Origin of the sequence: Photobacterium lipolyticum (assembly GCF_003026475.1) — a bacterium.
GTDB lineage: Bacteria > Pseudomonadota > Gammaproteobacteria > Enterobacterales > Vibrionaceae > Photobacterium > Photobacterium lipolyticum.
This window is the reverse complement of sequence record NZ_PYMC01000016.1, coordinates 1-20639: the sequence shown is the minus strand read 5'-3', so window position 1 is coordinate 20639 and position 20639 is coordinate 1. Positions and strand designations below refer to the sequence as shown.

The following is a 20639-nucleotide window of genomic DNA, read 5'->3' as shown; positions in this document are numbered from 1 at the left end:
GAGTTTTTTGTGAAAAAATGGATGGGTAAGAGTGCCCTGTGGTTGGCAAGTAGCTTGCTATGCAGCTCAGTGATGGCGAGTGACTTTAGTGCCAGTTTCAAAGGAACTGATATTCAGGAATTCATCAATATCGTCGGGCGAAATCTGGAGAAAACGATCATTGTCGATCCCGCCGTGCGTGGTCAGGTGAATGTGCGCAGTTACGACTTACTGAACGATGAGCAATATTACCAATTTTTCCTCAATGTACTGGAAGTGTACGGCTTTGCCGTGGTCGAGATGGAAAACGGGGTACTGAAAGTTATTCGTGACAAAGATGCGAAAACCTCTGCCATTCCTGTCGTTGGTGATAACGATAAGGTGCAAGGCGATGTCGTGGTTACCCGGGTGATTGCGGTTCGCAATGTGTCCGTTCGAGAGCTTTCGCCATTGTTACGCCAGCTGAATGATAACGCTGGCGCCGGTAACGTGGTTCACTATGATCCTGCCAATATCATTATGATCACCGGCCGGGCTGCGGTGGTGAATCGATTGGCTGAAATTATCGAACGGGTTGACCGTGCGGGTGACAAAGAAGTCGCCATCATCGAGTTGAAAAATGCCTCAGCGGCAGAAATGGTACGGATAGTGGATGCGCTGAACAAAACTACCGACGCCAAAAATATCCCAGAATTCCTGCAGCCAAAGCTGGTGGCCGATGAGCGAACCAATACGGTGTTATTGTCTGGCGATCCAAAAGTACGAGCTCGTCTGACCCGCCTGATCCGTCAGCTGGATAGAGAGATGGCAACATCGGGTAATAACCGGGTGGTGTATCTGAAATATGCCAATGCGGAAGAGATGGTCGATGTGCTTAAGGGCGTGTCTGAAAATTTGCAGGCTGAAAAACAAGGCGGCAGCAAAAAGACAGCAACCGGCAATGGCGCAGAAGTGATGATATCGGCGCATGCTGATACCAATGCGCTTATCGTGACCGCACCGCCTGATATTATGCGGGCGCTGGAAAATATTATTGCCCAGCTCGATATTCGCCGTGCTCAGGTGCTGATTGAAGCGATGATTGTCGAAATTGCCGAAGGTGACGGTGTCAACCTCGGGGTGCAGTGGGGATCACTGGATGGCGGGGTGGTGCAGTTTTCCAATTCCGGGGTACCAATTTCTCAGTTTGCGGTGGGTCTGAAAGAGGCCGAAGATGTTCCAGGTTCCACAACCATTACAGGGGCTGGTGATAATCAAGTCACAACGACGACACCGGATAAGCAAGGTGACTACAGTACCCTGGCCAGTGTACTTGGCGGCGTCAATGGTGCCGCGTTGGGGGTGGTGCTGGGTGACTGGACGGCGCTGGTTAATGCCGTTGCCACAGATACCAACTCCAATATTCTCTCTTCACCGAGTATTACCGTACTGGATAACGGCGAAGCTTCATTCATTGTCGGTGAAGAAGTTCCGGTGGTCACGGGTTCGACGTCAAGCGCAAGTAATGACAATCCATTTCAGACCGTTGAACGTAAAGAGGTGGGGATTAAGCTCAATGTTACCCCGCAGATCAATGAAGGCGATTCGGTACAGCTGAAAATTGAACAGGAAGTATCCAGTGTGATCGGGGCTAACGGTGCAGTGGATGTCCGTTTTGCCAAACGTCAGCTGAACACCTCCGTGCTAGTGCAGGATAGCCAGATGATTGTGCTGGGCGGCTTGATCGACACACAAACCAATGAAAGTGAATCGAAAATCCCGCTGCTAGGCGATATTCCGATCTTGGGCCATCTGTTTAAATCAACCAATACCACGACCACCAAAAGAAATCTGATGGTGTTTATTAAACCGACCATTATCCGCGACGGTGTGACGGCTGACGGTATTACTCAGCGTAAATATAATTACATTCGTGCCGAACAGCTTTACAAGGCCGATCAGGGGTTGAAATTAATGCCCGATATCATGCCACCGGTGCTGCCTAAATTCGGTGAGAACATTGAGCTGCCGGCTGAGGTGCGTGCCTTTGTCGCTCAGTTGGAGGACCTGTAATGGCTGCGGTTAACGCGGAAGGCGACGTGCTTACCCTGTTCCGCTTGCCTTTTTCATTTGCCCGGCGTCACCGTGTTGTACTGGAAGCCGGCGAGCAAGGCCTGATACTGTTTTACTGCGGTCAGCTATCTGCGGTGGTGTTAGCGGAAGTGCGCCGTGTTGCCGGCGGAAATTTTACCCCGGTGGAGCTGGCGGAGAAAGCGTTTGAGCTGAAATTAACCGAGGCTTATCAGCGGGATTCATCTGAAGCCCGTCAGCTGATGGAAGATTTGGGTTCAGACAGTGATGATTTCTTCTCGTTGGCCGAAGAGTTGCCGGAATCTGAAGACTTATTGGAATCAGAAGATGATGCACCGATCATTAAATTGATCAATGCCATGCTGGCTGAAGCTATCAAAGAAGCAGCTTCTGATATCCATATTGAAACCTTTGAAAAAGTGCTGTCGATCCGTTTCCGGGTTGATGGTGTCTTGCGTGAAGTGTTGCAACCGAGCCGTAAGCTGGCCCCCTTGCTGGTCTCGCGTATTAAGGTTATGGCCCGTCTCGACATTGCAGAAAAGCGTGTGCCGCAAGATGGCCGTATCTCACTGCGTATCGGTGGCCGAGCGGTAGATGTCCGTGTCTCGACCATGCCGTCGTCTCATGGCGAGCGTGTGGTACTGCGCTTGCTTGATAAAAATGCGACCCGTCTCGATTTGCATAGTTTGGGGATGACACCTGAGAACCATAAAACCTTCCGTCATATTATTCAGCGTCCCCACGGTATTATCCTGGTGACCGGTCCGACCGGTTCAGGTAAATCCACCACCCTGTATGCGGGGTTGCAAGAGCTGAATAGTCAGGAAAGAAATATCTTAACGGTGGAGGACCCGATCGAGTTTGATATCAATGGAATTGGTCAAACCCAGGTTAACTCAAAAGTCGATATGACTTTCGCCCGGGGTTTGCGTGCTATTTTACGTCAGGATCCTGATGTCGTGATGGTCGGTGAAATTCGAGATTTAGAAACGGCTTCTATTGCCGTCCAGGCATCGCTGACCGGCCACATGGTTATGTCGACCTTGCACACCAATACCGCGATCGGTGCGATCACCCGTTTACGTGATATGGGGATTGAACCTTTCCTTGTTTCTTCTTCTTTGCTTGGGGTGCTGGCTCAGCGTCTGGTGCGTACCTTATGCTCTGAATGTCGTCAGCCCTATGAAGCTGATGCCGAGCAGAAAAAGCTGTTTAATCTGGCTGAAGATGAGCCACTGACGTTGTATCACGCGATCGGCTGTGAGCACTGTAACAATAAAGGCTACCGTGGCCGTACCGGAATTCATGAGTTGCTGTTGATCGATGAAAAAGTGCAGGAGCTGATCCACGCCGAAGCGGGTGAGCAGGCGATTGAAAAAATCATCCGTCAATACACGCCAAGTATCCGTGATGATGGCTTGCTCAAGGTCAAAAAAGGTATCACTACCCTTGAAGAAGTGATGCGAGTGACCAAGGAGGGCTAATGGCAGCATTCGAATACAAAGCGCTTGATGCTAAAGGTCGCCAGAAAAAGGGCGTACTGGAAGGGGATAATGCCCGTCAGGTACGTCAGCAACTGCGCGAGCAAGGTTTTGTGCCGGTAGAAGTGGTACAAACTCAGGGCAGTGAGAAAAAGCAGGCTAGTACCGGTTTCCGGTTTCGTCGTGGTATTAGCGCGAATGAACTGGCATTGATCACTCGCCAGCTGGCGACGCTTGTTCAGGCTGGCATGCCTCTGGAAGAATGCATAAAAGCCGTCGCAGAGCAAAGTGAGAAGCCGCGGCTGAAAAATATGTTGCTGGCAGTGCGTTCTCGGGTGGTTGAAGGCTATACCCTGTCAGACAGCATGGCCGAGTATTCCCATGTGTTTGATCAGCTATTTCGTGCCATGGTGGCGGCGGGTGAAAAATCCGGTCACTTAGAGACTGTGCTGAATCGCCTGGCGGATTACACTGAAAACCGCCAACAGATGCGCAGCAAGCTACAGCAGGCGATGATTTACCCGACCATGCTGACATTGGTCGCTGTCTCGGTCGTTGCCTTTCTGCTGGCGACCGTGGTACCGAAGATCGTCGATCAGTTTGTCCAGATGGGGCAACAATTACCGACGATTACTGAAGTATTGCTGGCAGCCAGTAACTTTGTTCAGAATTGGGGCATTGTCGTGGTGGCGGTCATTGTGACAGCAATAGCATTGCTAAAAACGGCTCTTAAAAAGCCTGACTTTAGAATGAGGTGGGATCGTTGGGTATTGCGGATACCTGTGATTGGTAAAGTCGCCCGCGGCCTGAATACCTCTCGCTTTGCCCGTACCTTGTCGATCTGCACCTCCAGTGCCATTCCTTTGCTTGATGGTATGAAGGTCGCCTCAGATGTTATGACCAATACCTGGGTCAATAAGCAGATCTTAGAAGCGGCAGACAAAGTGCGTGAAGGGTCGAGCCTTCGTGTTTCTTTAGATAAAACAAAACTGTTCCCCCCGATGATGCTGCACATGATTGCTAGTGGTGAGCGTAGTGGTGAACTGGAACAGATGTTAACCCGGGCCGCTGATAACCAGGATCGGGATTTTGAATCTCAGGTTAATATGGCGCTGGGTATTTTTGAACCACTATTGATTGTCTTTATGGCGGGCATTGTCATGTTTATCGTGATTGCCACCTTAATGCCAATCATTGAATTAAATAACATGGTTGGCATGTAGTTTTTCCTTTGGAGGTCTTTTCAATGCAACGCAAACAACGCGGCTTTACGCTGTTAGAAGTCATGGTCGTTATCGTTATCTTAGGTGTGCTGGCCAGCTTGGTGGTGCCAAACCTATTGGGTAACAAAGAAAAAGCGGATCAGCAAAAAGTCGTCACTGACATCAGTGCGCTTGAGCAGTCACTGGATATGTACAAGCTGGATAACAGCGTTTATCCGTCCACTGATCAGGGACTGGAGGCATTGGTGTCTAAGCCATCATCAACACCAGAGCCGCGTAATTACCGTGACGGCGGCTACATCAAACGTCTACCTAAAGACCCTTGGGGTTATGAATATAACTATGTTATGCCTGGTGAGCATGGCGCGATTGATGTCTTTAGCCTGGGTGCAGATGGCCAGGAAGGCGGAGAAGGTAACAATACGGATATTGGTAACTGGAACATGCTGGACTTCTAAGTCCAGGATTGAATAACCATGAATAAACGTGCAGCAGGTTTTACTTTAATTGAGATATTGTTGGTACTGGTGCTGCTGGCAACGAGTGCCGTGGCCGTTATTATGACACTGCCGGAAAGTAAAGAAGACAAGGTAAAAGAAGAGGCTGCACGTTTTCACCACCTGGTCCAGTTACTGGGTGAAGATGCCCTGCTCAATGGCATTGATTACGGGATCCGTATTGAGCGCCATCGTTATCAGTTTCTTGAGCTAACCAGTAAAGACTGGCAGCCGATCGCCGCGTCCCGTTTTTTCACTGACGTTGAAGTCGGCGACGATATCGACTTGATCGTCGAAATGGGCGGCTATTCCTGGCAAGACAAAGATCGTTTATTCAAACCAGGATCTCTGTTCGATGAAGACTTGTTTGCTGAACAAACTGATAAAGACAAGATTAAACCGCCGCAAATTGTAGTAATGGCCAGTGGTGAATACACCCCGTTTACCCTGGCATTTGAAGTGGATGGTGTAAACCAGTTCTGGCGTATCCAGGCTGATGAATTGGGGCAGCTCTTTTTACTCCGCCCTGGTGACGAGCTAAAAACAGGGAAAACACGATGAAGCATAATCGCGGGATGACTCTGTTAGAAGTACTGGTAGCTTTGGCGGTGTTTGCCACGGCGGCGCTCAGTGTTATGAAAGCCGTGAGTCAGCATTTAAACACGTTGGGCTATTTAGAACAGAAAACCTTTGCCGTCATGGTGGCAGATAACGAGTTGGCGAAGATCCGCCTGTCGGGACAGATCCCGGCCACTGAGAAGCGCGGCAAGTCTGATCTGGCCGGGCGCGAATGGTACTGGAGCATTAAAAATACTAAAACGGCAGATGGTTATTTAAGAGCGCTGGATGCCACGGTGGCAACGGATGCTGAGAGAAAACAAACGGTGGTCACGGTCAGAACTTATGTTGCGAATTAATTGCCGCCGCCCTTCAATCCGACGTGCTGGTATGCAGCAGCGGGGCTTTACCTTATTAGAAGTACTTGTGGCCATTGCGGTATTCGCGATGCTGAGCTTGTCGGCCTATCAGGTACTTAGTAACGTACAGCTAAGTGATCAGCAGTCTCGTGAACATAATGAACGACTGAAATCGATTCAACGAGCCATGGTCATGATGGATAACGATTTCCGTCAAATAGTTGCGCGACGCGTGCGCAATCAGGGTGAACAACCTTCAGAGAAGCTGCTGCTGTCAGGTGAGTACCTGCTTGATTCGCAAGACCAGGGCATCATATTTACCCGCGCCGGCTGGCAGAACCCGCAGCAAATGTTCCCGCGGGGTGAAAATGTCCGGGTCGGTTACCGGATCATAGAAGACAAGCTGGAGCGCGTCTGGTTCCGCTACCCTGATACGGTGGTGGGAACAGAGCCTTTAGTACGCGAAACCTTAGCGGATGTTACCAAGCTCTCTTTCCGTTATTACAGCGAGAAAAAATGGGTCGATGAGTGGTCCAAAGAGACGGCTTTGCCGGAAGGCATTATGGTTAAAATGACCCTGGCTGATTTCGGCGACATCGAGCGCGTTTACCTGCTGCCGGTATCAGGGCTCAGTGCGGTTGGGCAGGAGGATAACAGTTAATGAAACAGCAAAAAGGCGTTGCGCTGATCGTTGTCTTGTTGCTGTTAGCCTTGATGACTCTGCTGGCCGTGCAAATGACCGAACGATTACATACTAACTTCTACCGGGTCGAGAACCAGGTGCTGAATCAGCAGGCATACTGGTATGCCCTGGGACTGGAAGAGCTGGCAAAGGTGGCAATTAAGCAAGGCGTCGATGACAGTGATACCGTTAACCTGAGCCAGGCATGGGCAACCAAAGGCCAGCGTTACCCGTTAGAAAACGGTGAAGCGATTGGGGACATTGTTGATCGCCAGGCCTGTTTTAATCTCAATGCATTAAGTAGCGTCAAACCAGAAGCGGATCGAAGCAAGAAGCCGTTTTTAGTGAGCTACCTGCAATCACTGCTGGAAGAGGTTGGTGTCGAGAGCTATGAGGCTGAAGTTGTTGCAGATTCCAGCTGGGAATTTGTGGATCCGGATGATGCCGTACAGTCATCGTTCGGTGCTGAAGACAGTACTTATGAAGGTTTTCTTCCGCCTTATTTACCCCCGAATGACTGGCTGGCTGATGTCAGTGAGTTTCGCGCCATTAATGGCGTCACCGGCCAGATTTACAATAAGGCCCGGCACCTGCTTTGTGCACTGCCAAGCGCAGATATGGTGCTGAACGTGAATACCATTGATGAGCAGCAGGCCGCCCTGCTGGTGGGGCTATTTACCCCGGCGTTATCGTTGTCAGATGCCCAGACGTTAATTGCTGCCCGTCCCTATGACGGTTGGCAAAGTGTTGATGATTTTAAGCGCGAACCGACGATCAGCGGGATTGATGCTGCAACCCTAAAGCGTGCGGAAAGTCACCTGGCGGTGAGCAGCGATTATTTTCAATTGGATACAGAAGTGTTGGTCGATCGAGCCAGACTTAGGTTAGTTGCATTACTTAAACGTGATGCTCAAAAAGAGGTGACAGTGATTCGTCGCCGTTATGGAGGGATCAGTGAGCGAATTTCTGACAATAAGGCTAAGTAGCCGGCGTGAACAGCCGGTGCAATGGCTGGTCTGGTCGCCACAGCAAAACGAAGTAATTGCATCAGGCCAGCTGGCCGGTATGACGCAATTGAATGAATTGGCTGAATATGCGGCGCAGCGTCCGGTTATTGCACTTGTTCCTGCCAGTGAGTTGCTGTTAACTCAGGTTGCTATTCCTGCAGGCAGCGGACGTCAGTTGGCGGCGGTTTTACCCTACCTGTTAGAAGATGAGCTGGCACAGGATGTTGATTCACTGCATGTGCATCTGATAAAGCGTCAAGGTGATATCGCCAATGTTGCTATTATCGAGCACAGAAAAATTGAGCAATGGCTGAGTGAGTTAGCCAGAGCCGGAATGGAAGTGAAAAAGCTGGTGCCAGACTGTTTGTGTCTGCCACTGTACGATGATGGTTATAGCGCTGCGGAACTTGAGCGGCAATGGTTGGTCCGTCAGTCCGAAGCTGAGGGTATCTGTGCAGAGCCGTCATGGCTGGCTAGCTGGTTGCTGGCACAAAAAGCGCCGATTGCTGCCGTTGTCGTTGAAAGCGAAGAGCCGGTAACCGAGGAAGAGGCAGAAGCCGAAGAAGCCGAAGAAGCCGACGGTTTACCGGTATTAACCATCCACCACTTTACGCCGGCACCGGAAAATATGCCGGGCAAATGGCAACCTGAACCCCCTGAGCTGGTCATGCAGTTGCTCGCAAAAGGTGCTGAAAGCAGTAAAGTTAACCTGTTGTCCGGGCCATATAAGCCACAATCGGCATGGCGAAAACATCTGAAACCATGGCGTAAGGTGGCGGTTGCTGCGGGATTGGTATTGACGACTGTCATTGTTGAACACTTTGTGTCAGTGCAAAGGCTGGAACTGCAGGCGCAGGCTTACCGGGCCGAAAGCGAGCGCATTTTCCGTCAGGTGTTGCCTGAATTTAAACGTATTCCTTCACAAAGTTACCTCAAAAACCAGATGAACCGTGCGATTACCCAACTTGGCGGCGGCGGCAGTGATCAGGGGTTATTACCGTGGCTGCTGCAACTTAAACCAGTGTTGAGTAAAGTGCCGCAAATGACGATTTTGAATATGAAGTATGATCAGAATCGCGGTGAATTACGTCTTCAGGCAAGCGCCGCAGAATTTCAGCATTTCGAGCAACTGCGCACCTTACTGGCGAAAGAGTTTGAGGTGGAGCAAGGCCAGTTGAATAAAGAAGGTAGTCAGGTTAATGGTGCCGTGGTATTAAGGAGAAAATCATGAACGCGTGGTGGAAAGCCTTGAGTCTGCGCGAGCAACGTCTGGTGCTGGGTGGTGCCGGAGCATTAGCCCTTGCGGTTATTTACTGGGGATTGTGGCAGCCATTGGCGAACCGGGCAGAAATGGCACAAACACGTATTCAGGCTGAGCGTCAGTTACTTAGCTGGGTGGAAGGAAAAGCGGATCAGATCGTCCGCCTGAAAGGTGCATCCGGCTCGGCAGTGAAAGTGACCAATAAAGGTCTGAACCAGGTCGTAAATGAAACCACCAGTCGTTTTCGTATTGAGCTTATACGTATGCAGCCTCGCAGCGAGGCAGTACAAGTGTGGGTTAAACCTATACCATTTAATACATTAGTTAACTGGCTCTCTTTTTTACGCGATGAGCATGGTATCGAAGCGCAGTTTCTGGATATTTCTAAAACAGATGTAAATGGTATGGTCGAAGTGAACCGCCTACAGCTTGGGCGAGGATAAACGTGAAGTTTAAATTAGCATTAGGTACCACCTTTGGTGCCGTCTTAATCGGTAGCTTAATTGCCCATGTTCCAGCCAGCTGGTTATGGCAGCAGATGCCGCCAGTCAAAGGATTAAACATTGCGGGGATCAGCGGTACGCCCTGGCAGGGAATGGCATCACAAGTCAGATGGCAACAGCAGAACCTGGGGCGCGTGCAGTGGGAAATGAGTCCGGCTGCTCTGCTGACAGGTAAAGCTTCATTTGCCGTGCGTTTCGGGAAGGGCAGCGATCTGGCTTTTGATGGTAGGGGGACGGTGGGTTACGGCACATCCGGTCCGTTTGCGAAAAATTTACTGGTATCGGTGCCGGCTCAGAATATCCTGAAGTATGCTCGTGCACCCATTCCGGCAACGGTTGCAGGTAACCTTGAACTGACCGTTCGTGATTATCAATACCAGGCGCCTTATTGCTTTGCATTAGATGGCTCACTGGCGTGGACATCCGCCAATATTAGTTCTCCTTTGGGAGGGATCAATCCCGGCCCTGTTATTGCAAATTTGGGCTGCGAGCAAGGTCAACTGACGGCGCAGGCAAGCCAATCTTCAGTTGATATATCCAGCGACTGGCAAGCGTCGTTAGCGGCCAACCAAAGCTACAGCTTAAATGGTTGGTTTAAGCCCGGCGCGCAATTTCCGCCTCAATTAGGCAAGCAATTAAAGTGGTTAGGTAACCCGGATAGTAAAGGACGTTATCAAATAACCTATAGCGGGCGCTTATAATAATCGTATAAAGTTCGGCTGGTATTTTAGCAAGGGTAAAGGTTTCCAAAGAAATTACTTTATTTCACCCGGCTATTGCCCTTAAATAGCCATATTATGGTGGTACAGGAAAACGGCATGGCGGCTGGAAAAAATAAACCTGAAATCTTATCGACCGAAGTTGTGGCCCAATCACAACTGTTTAAAATCGAGTCTCTTGGCTTGCGTTTTTCCAATGGGGTTGAACGTACTTATGAGCGGATGAAACCCAGCAATCGTCATGCTGTGTTGGTTGTACCGGTTACCGCTGACGGTGATCTGTTGCTGATCAGAGAATATTCTGCAGGTACCGATCGTTATGAGCTTGGCTTCCCCAAAGGCCTGATTGATACCGGAGAGAGCGCAGAGCAGGCAGCCAATCGAGAACTGAAAGAAGAAATTGGCTTTGGGGCGAAACAATTACAGCTTCTTAAGGAAGTGGTGCTGGCCCCTTCTTATTTCTCCAGCCGGATGACCTTGTTCTTAGCACAAGATTTGTATGCGGAGCAGCTCGAAGGTGATGAACCGGAGCCGTTAGAAGTTGTTCGCTGGCCTGTTAATCAGGGCGAAGAGCTGATCAACCATCTCGACTTTGCTGAAGCCCGAAGTATTACTGCACTTTTCCTCGCGTTAAAGCAACTTTCAAACTAGGAGCGAGTTATGGAATTATCGAATCTTTTACCATCGGTGATTGATATTGCTCGCGAGTCTGGGCAAGTGATCCTCAATATTTATCAGTGCGGCCAGTTTGAAAAGGAAATTAAACAAGATAACACGCCTGTGACCAGTGCCGATTTAGCGGCCCATAAACTGGTGATGGAACGATTAACTGAACTGACGCCTGATATTCCGGTGTTATCAGAAGAAGACGCGGAAGTCCCCCTGTCGGAGCGTAGTCAATGGCAGCGTTACTGGCTGGTGGATCCGCTGGATGGTACCCAGGAATTTATTGCTGGTAGCGGTGATTTCGCGACGATCATTGCTTTAGTCGAAGGTAACACGCCAATTATGGGTGTAGTATATGCGCCTGTTTCTGGTGTGGTTTATTATGCTTACCGCAGTAAAGGTGCCTGGAAGATCACCCCCGAAGGTGAAACGGTACGTATCGCGACGCATACGCATGAATTGCCAACACAATCGATAGCGGTTGCGATTAGCCGTCGCCAGGATGTTCGTACGATTACTGAACGTCTTGATCCTTCATTGAATTATGAGCTGGTCCCATTAGGTTCGGCAGCGTTGAAATCGTGCCTGGTCGCAGAAGGCGCGGTAGACTGTTATTTACGCTTAGGCCCAACCGGTGAGTGGGATACTGCGGCAACGCAATGCATTGTTGAAGAAGCGGGCGGGCGTATTCTCAATACGCATCTTGACCCCCTGTCATACAATGAGCGTGACACACTAGAAAACCCTAATTTTATTACCTTAGGGGATGTATCGCTTCCTTGGGCGACGATTTTGACGCCAGATAATCGCTTGCTGGATGAAAAGTGATTACGTAGCTAAGTGTTAAGCCACGATTGAACGAAAAAGGAGCCTGCTGGCTCCGTTTCTATTCGGTTAAAACCAAAACCGTCAAAACAAGCGGTTTAATCCATTCAGTGCCGCAACACGATAGGCTTCTGCCATTGTCGGATAGTTAAAGGTGGTATTGACAAAGTAATCGATCGTATTGCCTTCCCCTTTTTGCTCCATGATCGCCTGGCCGATATGGATGATCTCCGCGGCACGTTCGCCAAAGCAGTGGATCCCCAAGATCTCTTTGGTTTCGCGATGGAACAGGATCTTCAGGCTTCCCACTTCGGTACCGGCGATTTGAGCTCGGGCCAGATGTTTGAACTGCGAACGGCCGACTTCGTAAGGGACTTTTTCTGCCGTTAGCTGCTGCTCTGTTTTACCGACGGAGCTGATTTCCGGAATGGTATAAATACCGGTCGGAATATGATCGATAAGGCTGCCCTGTGCCTCTCCGTTGGTGATGGCCTGTGCGACAAACCGCCCCTGATCATAGGCTGCGCTGGCAAGGCTTGGGTAACCAATTACATCGCCAACCGCATAGATATGATCAACCTCGGTGCAGTAGTTGTTATTGACGACGAGCTGGCCTCGGGAATCGGGAGTCAGGCCGACTGTAGCCAGGTTCAGCTTATCGGTATTACCGGTTCGGCCATTGGCATACAGCAGGCAATCAGCGCGCATTTTTTTACCAGATTCCAGATACAGTATGACACCCTCTTCAGTTCCTTCAATGGTCTCGAAAGTCTCTCCATTACGGATCATCGCACCGCTGTTCCACAAATGGTATGACAGCGAATCGGAAATTTCGTTATCTAAAAATTCCAGCAAGCGATGACGGGTATTGATGAGATCGACTTTAACCCCTAAGCCTCGGAAAATAGAGGCATACTCACAGCCAATGACACCTGCGCCATAAATAATAATATGGCGAGGATCATGCTTGAGCTGCAAGATGGAATCACTGTCGTAAATACGCGGGTGATTGAAATTCACACCGTCAGGGCGATATGGTCGAGAGCCGGTTGCAATGACAAATTTATCGGCACTGTAAGTCTCACTGCTGCCGTCACGATTTTTTACCCGAACGGTGTGACTATCAATAAAGTGGGCCTCACCAAAGATGATGCTGCACTGATTGCGGTCGTAAAATCCTTGGCGCATTCGGGTTTGTTTGTTTACCACATCCTGAGCATGGCCTAAGATTTGACTAAACGTACTGTGCAAGCTGGAATTATTTTTGCAATACAGTGGGTTCTGGTTGTATTCAATGATGCGGCTGACAGCATGGCGTAATGCTTTGGATGGAATCGTGCCCCAATGGGTGCATCCGCCGCCAACACTTTCTTCCCGCTCGATAATCGCGACATTCAATCCGGCTTTGGTAAGCCCCATAGCCGCCCCCTCTCCACCTGGCCCGCTGCCAATAATGATGGCATCAAAGTGGAGCGATTTTATATTCTTCGTCATTGGTGGCCTTTTATTATCATCAGTGCAACATTGCCATAGCCACAGCTTAACTTTTTCCTGTGTTAGGTAAAATCAGAGGTACGTGATAGGTCGGTGATGATCACGTTGTTCACTGGAAATTGAGTGAAAATTCAATCCTGACAAGCTTATTATGCTGTTTACGGCTTTAATTATCTGGTGAGTGACTTTGTGAGCTGGTAGTTAAAATTCACAATAACTGCTTTGATTCAGCTTCTATCAGGATTTACTATGCTCTGATGGATATGAAAAATGCCGATTCACGCTGAAGCTATAGATAAAACAGCGTATAGTTGCAAAAAAAGGTCATAGAGAAGCAATAGATTCATGGGGATCAGGGCTCAACAAAAAGAAAAAACCCGCCGCTCACTTATTGATGCTGCATTTAGCCAGTTAAGTGCAGATCGCAGTTTTTCCAGCCTCAGCTTACGCGAAGTTGCTCGTGAAGCTGGTATTGCACCGACATCTTTTTATCGCCATTTTAAAGATATGGATGAATTAGGGCTGACCATGGTGGATGAAGGTGGTTTGATCCTCCGTCAGCTCATGCGACAGGCGCGACAGCGCATTGCTGAGGAAGGCAGCGTAATTCGTACTTCTGTTGAAACATTTATGGAATTCATTGAAAGCAGCCCGAACGTATTCAGGCTGTTATTGCGCGAACGTTCCGGTACCTCGACGGCGTTTCGTGCCGCAGTTGCCCGTGAGATCCAGCACTTTGTTGCCGAGTTGAGCGAGTATCTGGAAGCCAAAACAGGTGTTACTCATGAAGAGGCCTACATTCAGGCTGAGGCATCAGTGACGCTAGTATTCAGTTCCGGAGCAGATGCGCTGGATATTGACACTCATGCTCGAGCTGAGCATGCTGAAAGGCTGATATTGCAATTAAGAATGATTGCTAAAGGTGCCTATTGGTACCGCAAAGAGCGTGAGCGTCGTGAGCTCAGGCAGAAACTATAACCTTATTGTGTTGGTGAAGGATATGGACAAGGAACAAGTAAAATCGGAACGTAAGACATTGATTCTTTCTTTATTAGCGGGCTTATGTGGTAATGCAACGTTAGCGGTATTTACGTCTAGCCATGTTGCATTTTCAGTCTTCCCGGTTATCGCATTTGGCATGGCAGTGTACAGCCTGTATCAAGAGTACCTGAGTAGGCCGCTGGCTGAAGGGACACCGGCCATTGCATTCGCCTGTTTTCTAGTAGGTGGATTTGCTTATTCAGCCTTCTTACGTGCTCAACTGCCAGATATGGGATCAAACTTCCTGCCCCTTATGATTGCTCTGGCTCTGTTGGTGTGGGTAGCTTATAAGATGGGTATTATGAATACTCAGGATAAGTCAAAGGAAGCATAATTGTCTGATATTGAAATAAAAAAGGCGCTGTTAAGCGCCTTTTTTATTGCCTTGATTTATGGCTAAAACAGCTTGTGGACAAACGATGTCAGGTGTTACTTACGTTCAAGAAACACACCAGCTTCCATATGGTGGGTATATGGGAACTGATCGAATAGCGCAAAGCGGGTAATACGGTGAGTCTGAGATAAAATTTCCAGATTCTCTTTTAATGTATCAGGATTACATGAGATATACATGATGCGCTCATATCCCTGCACCATACGGCAAGTGCCTTCATCCATGCCAGAGCGTGGTGGATCAACAAAGATAGTGTTGCAGTTATAGCTTTGCAGATCGACGTTCTGATCTTTTAAGCGGCGGAATTCTCGTTTACCTTCCATCGCATCGGTAAAGTCTTCCGCTGACATACGGATAATTTGTACATTATCAATATCATTCACGGCAATATTGTACTGCGCTGAATCTACCGATGGTTTGGCAAGCTCTGTTGCCAGAACACGGTCGAAATTCTTAGCCAGTGCTAAAGAGAAATTACCGTTACCACAATAGAGTTCAAGCAAATCACCTTCACTGTCCAGAGTACAATCAACCGCCCATTCCAGCATCTTCTGAGCGACTTCGCCATTTGGCTGGGTAAAGCTGTTTTCAACTTGCTTGTAGGTCAGGCTCTGACCAAAGACATTCAGCTTCTCAACCACAAAATCACGATCGATGATAATTTTCATCTTGCGGGCGCGGCCAATGATATTCAGGTTAAAACCTTCATCATTAAGGCGCTGTTTTAGTGCTTTTGCCTCGGTTTCCCATGCTTCATCTAACTGGCGGTGATAGAGCAGTGACACCAGAATTTCACCGCTCAGAGTTGAGAGAAAATCCACCTGGAATAGCTTATGACGTAGGGTATGACTTGGCTTCAGTGCTTCAATAAGCAGTGGCATTAAGTCGTTGATCACACGACTTGCTGCAGGGAACTGATCAACACGATATTTTTCACGTGTTTCCTGGTTGAACATGACGTAGTAGAGATCTTCGCCTTCATGCCATACACGGAACTCTGCGCGCATACGGTAATGCTCGGCAGGAGAGGCGAACACCTCAAGCTCGGGAGTTTCAAAATCGTCAAAGATGTTTTGAATACGCTCTGCTTTTTCATCCAGTTGCTGTCGATAATCAGCGGTGTTAATTGCGGTGGATGCCATTAGTGTGCCTCAAACTGCTCAAAATAAGAGCGCAGATTCTATTGTATTGGTGACCGATGTCCAGTGTTGTTCCTGATAAAAGTGTAGTTGGAACCAATTATTGATCAGCCTGCACAAACAAAAGCTAGACATTAAGCGCATTGATAACTAGCATTTGCGGTGCGCTGGTTTGCTAAATTTTAGCCAGGGAACACGGTGAGATTCCGTGACTGACGCGCAGCGGTAATTGAGAACGAAAGCACACGGACGTATGTTCCAAAACACTGCTTCTTAGCATTGCGCAATGCAATCAACCGGAAGTGGGAAGTTGTGCCGTAGGTGGTTGTTCAACCATGCTCTTAAGTCCGAAGACCGGCCAGCGTATCAAGCAATAATTGCTGAGTAATAAACGCGACTTAAGGTATCCCAAAAATGAAAAAAACGCTTCTAGCAGTGGCATTAGCCCCGCTGTGTCTTCAATCTTATGCTTTTGCTGCAGAAACTTCGCCTGATGAAGTGATGGTTGTAACCGCTAACCGCTTTTCTCAGCCTGCCGGTAATGTTTTGGCTTCGTTAGATGTTGTAACGAGACAGCAAATAGAGCTGGCTCAGGCGAAATCACTAGTTGATGTCATTCGTTATCTACCAGGCGTTCAAATTGACCAAAATGGTGGGCGAGGCCAGAAAACATCAGTATTTATTCGTGGTTCAGAAAGTAGTCATACGCTAGTTTTGCTTGATGGCGTACGTATCAATTCTGCGACAGCTGGTGGTTTTAATTTTTCTGGTATTCCAGCAGCAGTGATTGAGCGTGTTGAGTTGATCCGTGGTCCAAGAGCGGCTGTATATGGTGCAGATGCGATTGGTGGTGTCATTAATATTATCACAGTACCTGATGACTATGACACTAAGCATCAGCTAACAGCAGGTATTGGGGGGGACGGTTACTATCAAGGTGCGTGGCGTTCTGTTGGCCGTATTAATGATAAGACTGTCGGCCAAATTACTCTGAATAAAGAGTACACCGACGGCTATAACATTAAAGAAGGTAGCTTTGCAGATAGTGGCAATGATTATGGCTATGAGACAAGAGATCTTGTTGCTGGACTTAACCATCAATTTACTGACGCAGTAAGTGCAAATTTAAATCTCTTATATAATGATGGTTACTCTCAATATGATTCGTATGGGGCACTAAAGCGAGCTGATTTAGAGTCATATCAGTTATCTGCAGAAGGTGCTTATTCTTCAGACTTACTCCTTAGTTCGCTTCGTTATAGTAAATATAAAAACGATACCAATAACTACACAGAATCTGCACCAACTTCAAACAGTCAGTTTATAACGTATCGTGAAAGTATTAACTGGTTAAATACTTTTGAGCTGGCTGATCGTTGGATGATGTCTGCTGGCTTTGATTGGGATAACGAAGAAGTAGGTGGAACCACTAATTATGTCGATAATTCAAGGGTTAATAGAGCTGTTTTTGTAACATCAACGGCAAATCTTGCTAACGTCACATTAGAAGCTAGCGCTCGTCATGATGATAATGAAAGTTATGGCAATCATACGACTTGGGGACTCGCATTAGGCTGGCAGTTCACTGAAGAACTAAAGGCATATGTGAGCCATGGGACGGCCTTTAAAGCGCCAACATTTAATGATTTGTATTATCCCGACAGTGGGAATCCAGATTTACAACCGCAAGAATCTGACTCGACTGAAGTAGGTATAGCTGGTTCGCATCGTTTGGTGAGCTGGCGTTTAAGTGCATATGATTCGAAAGTCGATAATATGATCATTTACTACCCACCAACCTGGACTCCTGAGAATGTCGATGCTGAGTTAAAAGGGATTGAGTTTGACGCTCAGTTTGATACTGGTTTTATTAGTCATGATCTAACGTTAGGCTATTCTGATCCTAAAGATACCAATGGATTCCAATTAGCTCGACGTGCTAGGGAAAGCGCAAGTTGGAAAGGAACCTATTCTGCTGATACTTGGGGTACCACATTAGGTATGAGATATCAGGGTAAGCGTTATTCGGATCCAAGTAATTTACAAGCTCTGCCGAGCTATGTTGTCTGGGAAGTGGTTGCAAATTACGATGTGACGGATAGCTGGAAGCTATCTGGTCGAGTAGATAATCTGTTTGATAAAGATTATTCGACAGCCACTGATTACAAATCTCAAGGGCGAATTTGGTACCTTGAAACATCGTATCAATTTTAATTATTAAGGCCGCAGTAGCGGCCTTTTTCTTGAGGCGTTATGAATCCCATCAAAGTTATTGTCAGCTGGTCTTCCGGCAAAGACTCCACGTTAACCCTCATCAAACTGCTCAATGACCCAGCCTACGAAGTGGTTGGTTTATATACCACTTATCTTGAAGATGAAGTGCCATTCCAGGCAACACCGATTGAGGTGGTTAAGCAGCAGGCCCGGCTAACAGGATTACCGTTAGTCACTATTGCGCTATCCGAAGTATTTCCCGCCAATGACGTTTACCAGTCGTTAGTTGTTGAAGGATTAAAAACAAGCGGGTTAGAGGTGGAAGCCGTCGCGTTTGGCGATATGTTCTGTAACGGCATTGCCGATTACCGTCGTAGCTATATTGAACCCGCAGGCTGGCAATGTGTATTTCCACTACTCGGACGGGACAGCAACGAGCTGGCGCAAGAGATCATTGATTGCGGGATCAAAACGCTGGTGACAACAGTTGATACCAGTCAACTTGATGGCTGTTACTGTGGCAAGTGGTATACGGCTGAATTTATTGCAGGTTTACCTGATGGTGTTGATCCCTGCGGTGAAGAGGGTGAATTTCATACCCTAGTCGTGAAAGCACCATGCTTTACCGGTGAGCTGGCTATCTGCAAGACGGAATGTGAGCGACAGGAAAGGTTCCATTATCAGAGATACCAGTTACTTTAATAATCACTTCATTATCAGGAGATGTTTTTTATCTGGTGAAGAACGCAGTATGATAAGCGCCCTGATAATAACTTCTGGTCTGTGGTGAATAGTGAAAAGAGTACTTGTTTTTGATTCTGGTGTTGGCGGGTTATCGGTTTATCAGGAAATACATGCTCTTCTACCACAGGTTCAATATATCTATGCTTTTGATAATGCGGCTTTTCCTTATGGAGAGTTAGCTGAAGATGTATTAATCCAACGCACTCATCATATTGTTTGTCTGTTAGTTGCCCGCCATGATATCGATTTAGTCGTTATTGCTTGTAATACTGCGAGCACTATCGTTCTACCTTCGCTACGTGGATCATTATCCATACCTGTTGTTGGTGTGGTGCCCGCGATAAAACCAGCCGCCGCAATCAGTAAAAAGAAAGTGATTGGTCTACTTGCTACGCCTGCAACCGTTAAGCGTGCTTATACTCATGATCTTGTTCAGCAATTTGCCTGTGATTGTGATGTTCTTATGATTGGTTCAACGCGATTAGTTGAAATGGCAGAAGAAAAGCTACGAGGTATAAGCGTGTCGTCAGATGAGCTCGGTAAGATTTTACAACCCTGGCAAGGTAAGGTTGACAGTATTGTTTTGGGTTGTACACATTTCCCCCTTATAAAAGAAGATATTCTATTGGCCTTTAGGTCGGCTGTACAAATTGTAGATTCAGGAAAGGCAATTGCCAACCGAGTCCAATTGTTACTAGGTGAGTGTGTTGAGACTGGTGGGACGATTGAAAACCTTACATACAACAGTGCCGCGACAAAAGATGCCGCGGCACTGAATTACAGTTTAAGGAAAATGCAGTTAGGGATTATTCAATCTCTTCATCTTCCAAATTTTTAGGTTCATTGGCTTCACGAATTTTTAAAGTTCGCTGACCATACTCTTTATTATTGAGATTGCGGATAGCGGTATCCGCATCCTGACTATTCATTACAACAAAGCCAAACCCCCTGCGTTTACCCGTACGCTTATCTTTCATCAAGCGCACAGCAAACACTTCGCCATGTTCGGCAAAAAGGTTTTTCACATCATTTTCGTTTGCACGATAAGGCAGGTTGCCTACATAGATGGTTTTGCTGCTCTGGGATGAATCTATTGAATTTTGAGATGATGGCTGTGAATCTGGCATAAAGTGTATAGCCAGGCCTGTAATGATTACACCAATAGCAAATGCTACCGCTGGTGGAACAGATACGAAGTTAAAAACTAGAGTACCGATAATGGCAATGGCGATTACCGTCATTAGTGTTTGCTTGGAAAATTTCATATTTAAAACTACATCGTCATAAAGGGTAAGAGAGAATGCGTGATTGGTCGTTTTAACAACAAGGTCACATTGATATTACTTTCATTGACTTGTAATTACCAGTTAGTGAATGTGACGGTCCTCTAATGTTGTAATTACAAGCTGTAAGTTCACATTAGATGAAATAATCATCAAGCGAAGTCTTTTTTGAAAAAAACGCTTGTCAGAGTGATCGAAGTCTCTATAATGCCGCCTCACTGACACGGAGCACGGCAACTTAAGCCAGCAACCAGTCAGTATGTTCTTTAACAATTTGACCATGCAATCTGTGTGGGCACTCGTGAAATGATTAGTCAAAAAGATTTATCAATGAACTGAGTGACCGAACGATATGGTTCCTGCAGAGGAATGGTATTGGCACAGTCAATTTACGTTTCAACTTCGGTTGAAACAGAAAATCAGTAAAAATCATTGAGCCGTATCGAAAGATACAACAAAACTTTAATTGAAGAGTTTGATCATGGCTCAGATTGAACGCT

21 protein-coding genes and 1 riboswitch are annotated in these 20639 nt (G+C 47.5%); of the genes, 18 read left to right on the top strand and 3 right to left on the bottom strand.

Annotation, left to right across the window (positions count from 1 at the left end; all coding sequences use genetic code 11):
• Positions 1-9: 9 nt before the first annotated feature.
• From gspD to cysQ, 13 genes are all read left to right on the top strand, one after another.
• Entirely contained in the window at positions 10-2031 is a 2022-nt protein-coding gene (gspD, locus tag C9I89_RS17970) for a type II secretion system secretin GspD (RefSeq protein WP_107284700.1), read from the top strand.
• Positions 2031-3533, top strand: a complete 1503-nt coding sequence (gspE, locus tag C9I89_RS17965; protein WP_107284699.1) for a type II secretion system ATPase GspE — start codon at positions 2031-2033, stop codon at positions 3531-3533. The genes gspD and gspE overlap by 1 nt, the downstream gene beginning before the upstream one ends.
• On the top strand, positions 3533-4753 hold the full coding sequence (gene gspF, locus C9I89_RS17960) for a type II secretion system inner membrane protein GspF (RefSeq protein ID WP_107284698.1): 1221 nt from the start codon (positions 3533-3535) through the stop codon (positions 4751-4753). Before gspE ends, gspF begins: the two co-directional genes overlap by 1 nt.
• A 23-nt stretch (positions 4754-4776) precedes the next feature.
• Positions 4777-5211: a type II secretion system major pseudopilin GspG gene (gene gspG / locus C9I89_RS17955; protein WP_170107735.1), complete on the top strand. Its 435-nt coding sequence runs from the start codon at positions 4777-4779 to the stop codon at positions 5209-5211.
• 18 nt (positions 5212-5229) lie between these two features.
• Positions 5230-5811: a type II secretion system minor pseudopilin GspH gene (gspH, locus tag C9I89_RS17950; protein WP_107284696.1), complete on the top strand. Its 582-nt coding sequence runs from the start codon at positions 5230-5232 to the stop codon at positions 5809-5811.
• On the top strand, positions 5808-6167 hold the full coding sequence (gene gspI, locus C9I89_RS17945; RefSeq protein ID WP_107284695.1) for a type II secretion system minor pseudopilin GspI: 360 nt from the start codon (positions 5808-5810) through the stop codon (positions 6165-6167). Before gspH ends, gspI begins: the two co-directional genes overlap by 4 nt.
• Entirely contained in the window at positions 6154-6828 is a 675-nt protein-coding gene (gene gspJ, locus C9I89_RS17940) for a type II secretion system minor pseudopilin GspJ (RefSeq protein WP_107284694.1), read from the top strand. Before gspI ends, gspJ begins: the two co-directional genes overlap by 14 nt.
• Entirely contained in the window at positions 6828-7835 is a 1008-nt protein-coding gene (gene gspK, locus C9I89_RS17935) for a type II secretion system minor pseudopilin GspK (protein ID WP_107284693.1), read from the top strand. Before gspJ ends, gspK begins: the two co-directional genes overlap by 1 nt.
• Positions 7804-9087: a type II secretion system protein GspL gene (gene gspL / locus C9I89_RS17930; protein WP_245905519.1), complete on the top strand. Its 1284-nt coding sequence runs from the start codon at positions 7804-7806 to the stop codon at positions 9085-9087. The genes gspK and gspL overlap by 32 nt, the downstream gene beginning before the upstream one ends.
• The gene (locus C9I89_RS17925; protein ID WP_107284691.1) at positions 9084-9560 is read left to right on the top strand and encodes a type II secretion system protein M; all 477 of its coding nucleotides are present in this window, start codon (positions 9084-9086) and stop codon (positions 9558-9560) included. The genes gspL and C9I89_RS17925 overlap by 4 nt, the downstream gene beginning before the upstream one ends.
• Positions 9561-9562: 2 nt before the next feature.
• Positions 9563-10321: a type II secretion system protein N gene (locus C9I89_RS17920; RefSeq protein ID WP_107284690.1), complete on the top strand. Its 759-nt coding sequence runs from the start codon at positions 9563-9565 to the stop codon at positions 10319-10321.
• A gap of 117 nt (positions 10322-10438) precedes the next feature.
• Positions 10439-10990 carry an ADP compounds hydrolase NudE gene (gene nudE, locus C9I89_RS17915; protein ID WP_107284689.1) on the top strand — a complete coding sequence of 184 codons (552 nt, stop codon included), beginning with the start codon at positions 10439-10441 and terminating at the stop codon, positions 10988-10990.
• A 9-nt stretch (positions 10991-10999) separates the two neighbouring features.
• A complete protein-coding gene (gene cysQ, locus C9I89_RS17910; RefSeq protein WP_107284688.1) occupies positions 11000-11833 on the top strand; it encodes a 3'(2'),5'-bisphosphate nucleotidase CysQ in 834 nt (277 codons plus the stop codon).
• A gap of 81 nt (positions 11834-11914) precedes the next feature.
• Here cysQ and sthA read toward each other — a convergent pair whose 3' ends face one another.
• Entirely contained in the window at positions 11915-13324 is a 1410-nt protein-coding gene (sthA, locus tag C9I89_RS17905) for a Si-specific NAD(P)(+) transhydrogenase (RefSeq protein WP_107284687.1), read from the bottom strand.
• Positions 13325-13669: 345 nt separating this feature from the next.
• On the opposite strand from sthA, the gene fabR reads away from it, so the two are divergent.
• The gene (fabR, locus tag C9I89_RS17900) at positions 13670-14302 is read left to right on the top strand and encodes an HTH-type transcriptional repressor FabR (RefSeq protein WP_107284686.1); all 633 of its coding nucleotides are present in this window, start codon (positions 13670-13672) and stop codon (positions 14300-14302) included.
• Positions 14303-14324: 22 nt separating this feature from the next.
• Positions 14325-14699, top strand: a complete 375-nt coding sequence (locus C9I89_RS17895) for a YijD family membrane protein (RefSeq protein WP_107284685.1) — start codon at positions 14325-14327, stop codon at positions 14697-14699.
• Positions 14700-14794: 95 nt separating this feature from the next.
• On the opposite strand, the gene trmA is transcribed toward C9I89_RS17895, so the two are convergent.
• Entirely contained in the window at positions 14795-15901 is a 1107-nt protein-coding gene (gene trmA / locus C9I89_RS17890) for a tRNA (uridine(54)-C5)-methyltransferase TrmA (protein ID WP_107284684.1), read from the bottom strand.
• 148 nt (positions 15902-16049) lie between these two features.
• A riboswitch (cobalamin riboswitch) is annotated at positions 16050-16275 on the top strand.
• A gap of 37 nt (positions 16276-16312) precedes the next feature.
• Between trmA and C9I89_RS17885 the strand changes: the two genes are divergently transcribed.
• From C9I89_RS17885 to murI, 3 genes are all read left to right on the top strand, one after another.
• Positions 16313-18112 (top strand): TonB-dependent receptor domain-containing protein, encoded by a 1800-nt coding sequence (locus C9I89_RS17885; protein WP_107284683.1) that lies wholly within the window; start codon positions 16313-16315, stop codon positions 18110-18112.
• A gap of 39 nt (positions 18113-18151) precedes the next feature.
• Positions 18152-18814, top strand: coding sequence for a Dph6-related ATP pyrophosphatase (locus tag C9I89_RS17880; RefSeq protein ID WP_107284682.1), 663 nt, complete (start codon positions 18152-18154; stop codon positions 18812-18814).
• A gap of 88 nt (positions 18815-18902) precedes the next feature.
• Complete coding sequence (gene murI / locus C9I89_RS17875) at positions 18903-19694, top strand: glutamate racemase (RefSeq protein ID WP_107284681.1); 792 nt, start codon at positions 18903-18905, stop codon at positions 19692-19694.
• Here the strand turns inward: murI and C9I89_RS17870 are convergent.
• A complete protein-coding gene (locus C9I89_RS17870; protein WP_107284680.1) occupies positions 19663-20121 on the bottom strand; it encodes an RNA recognition motif domain-containing protein in 459 nt (152 codons plus the stop codon). The genes murI and C9I89_RS17870 overlap by 32 nt on opposite strands.
• Positions 20122-20639 lie beyond the last annotated feature (518 nt).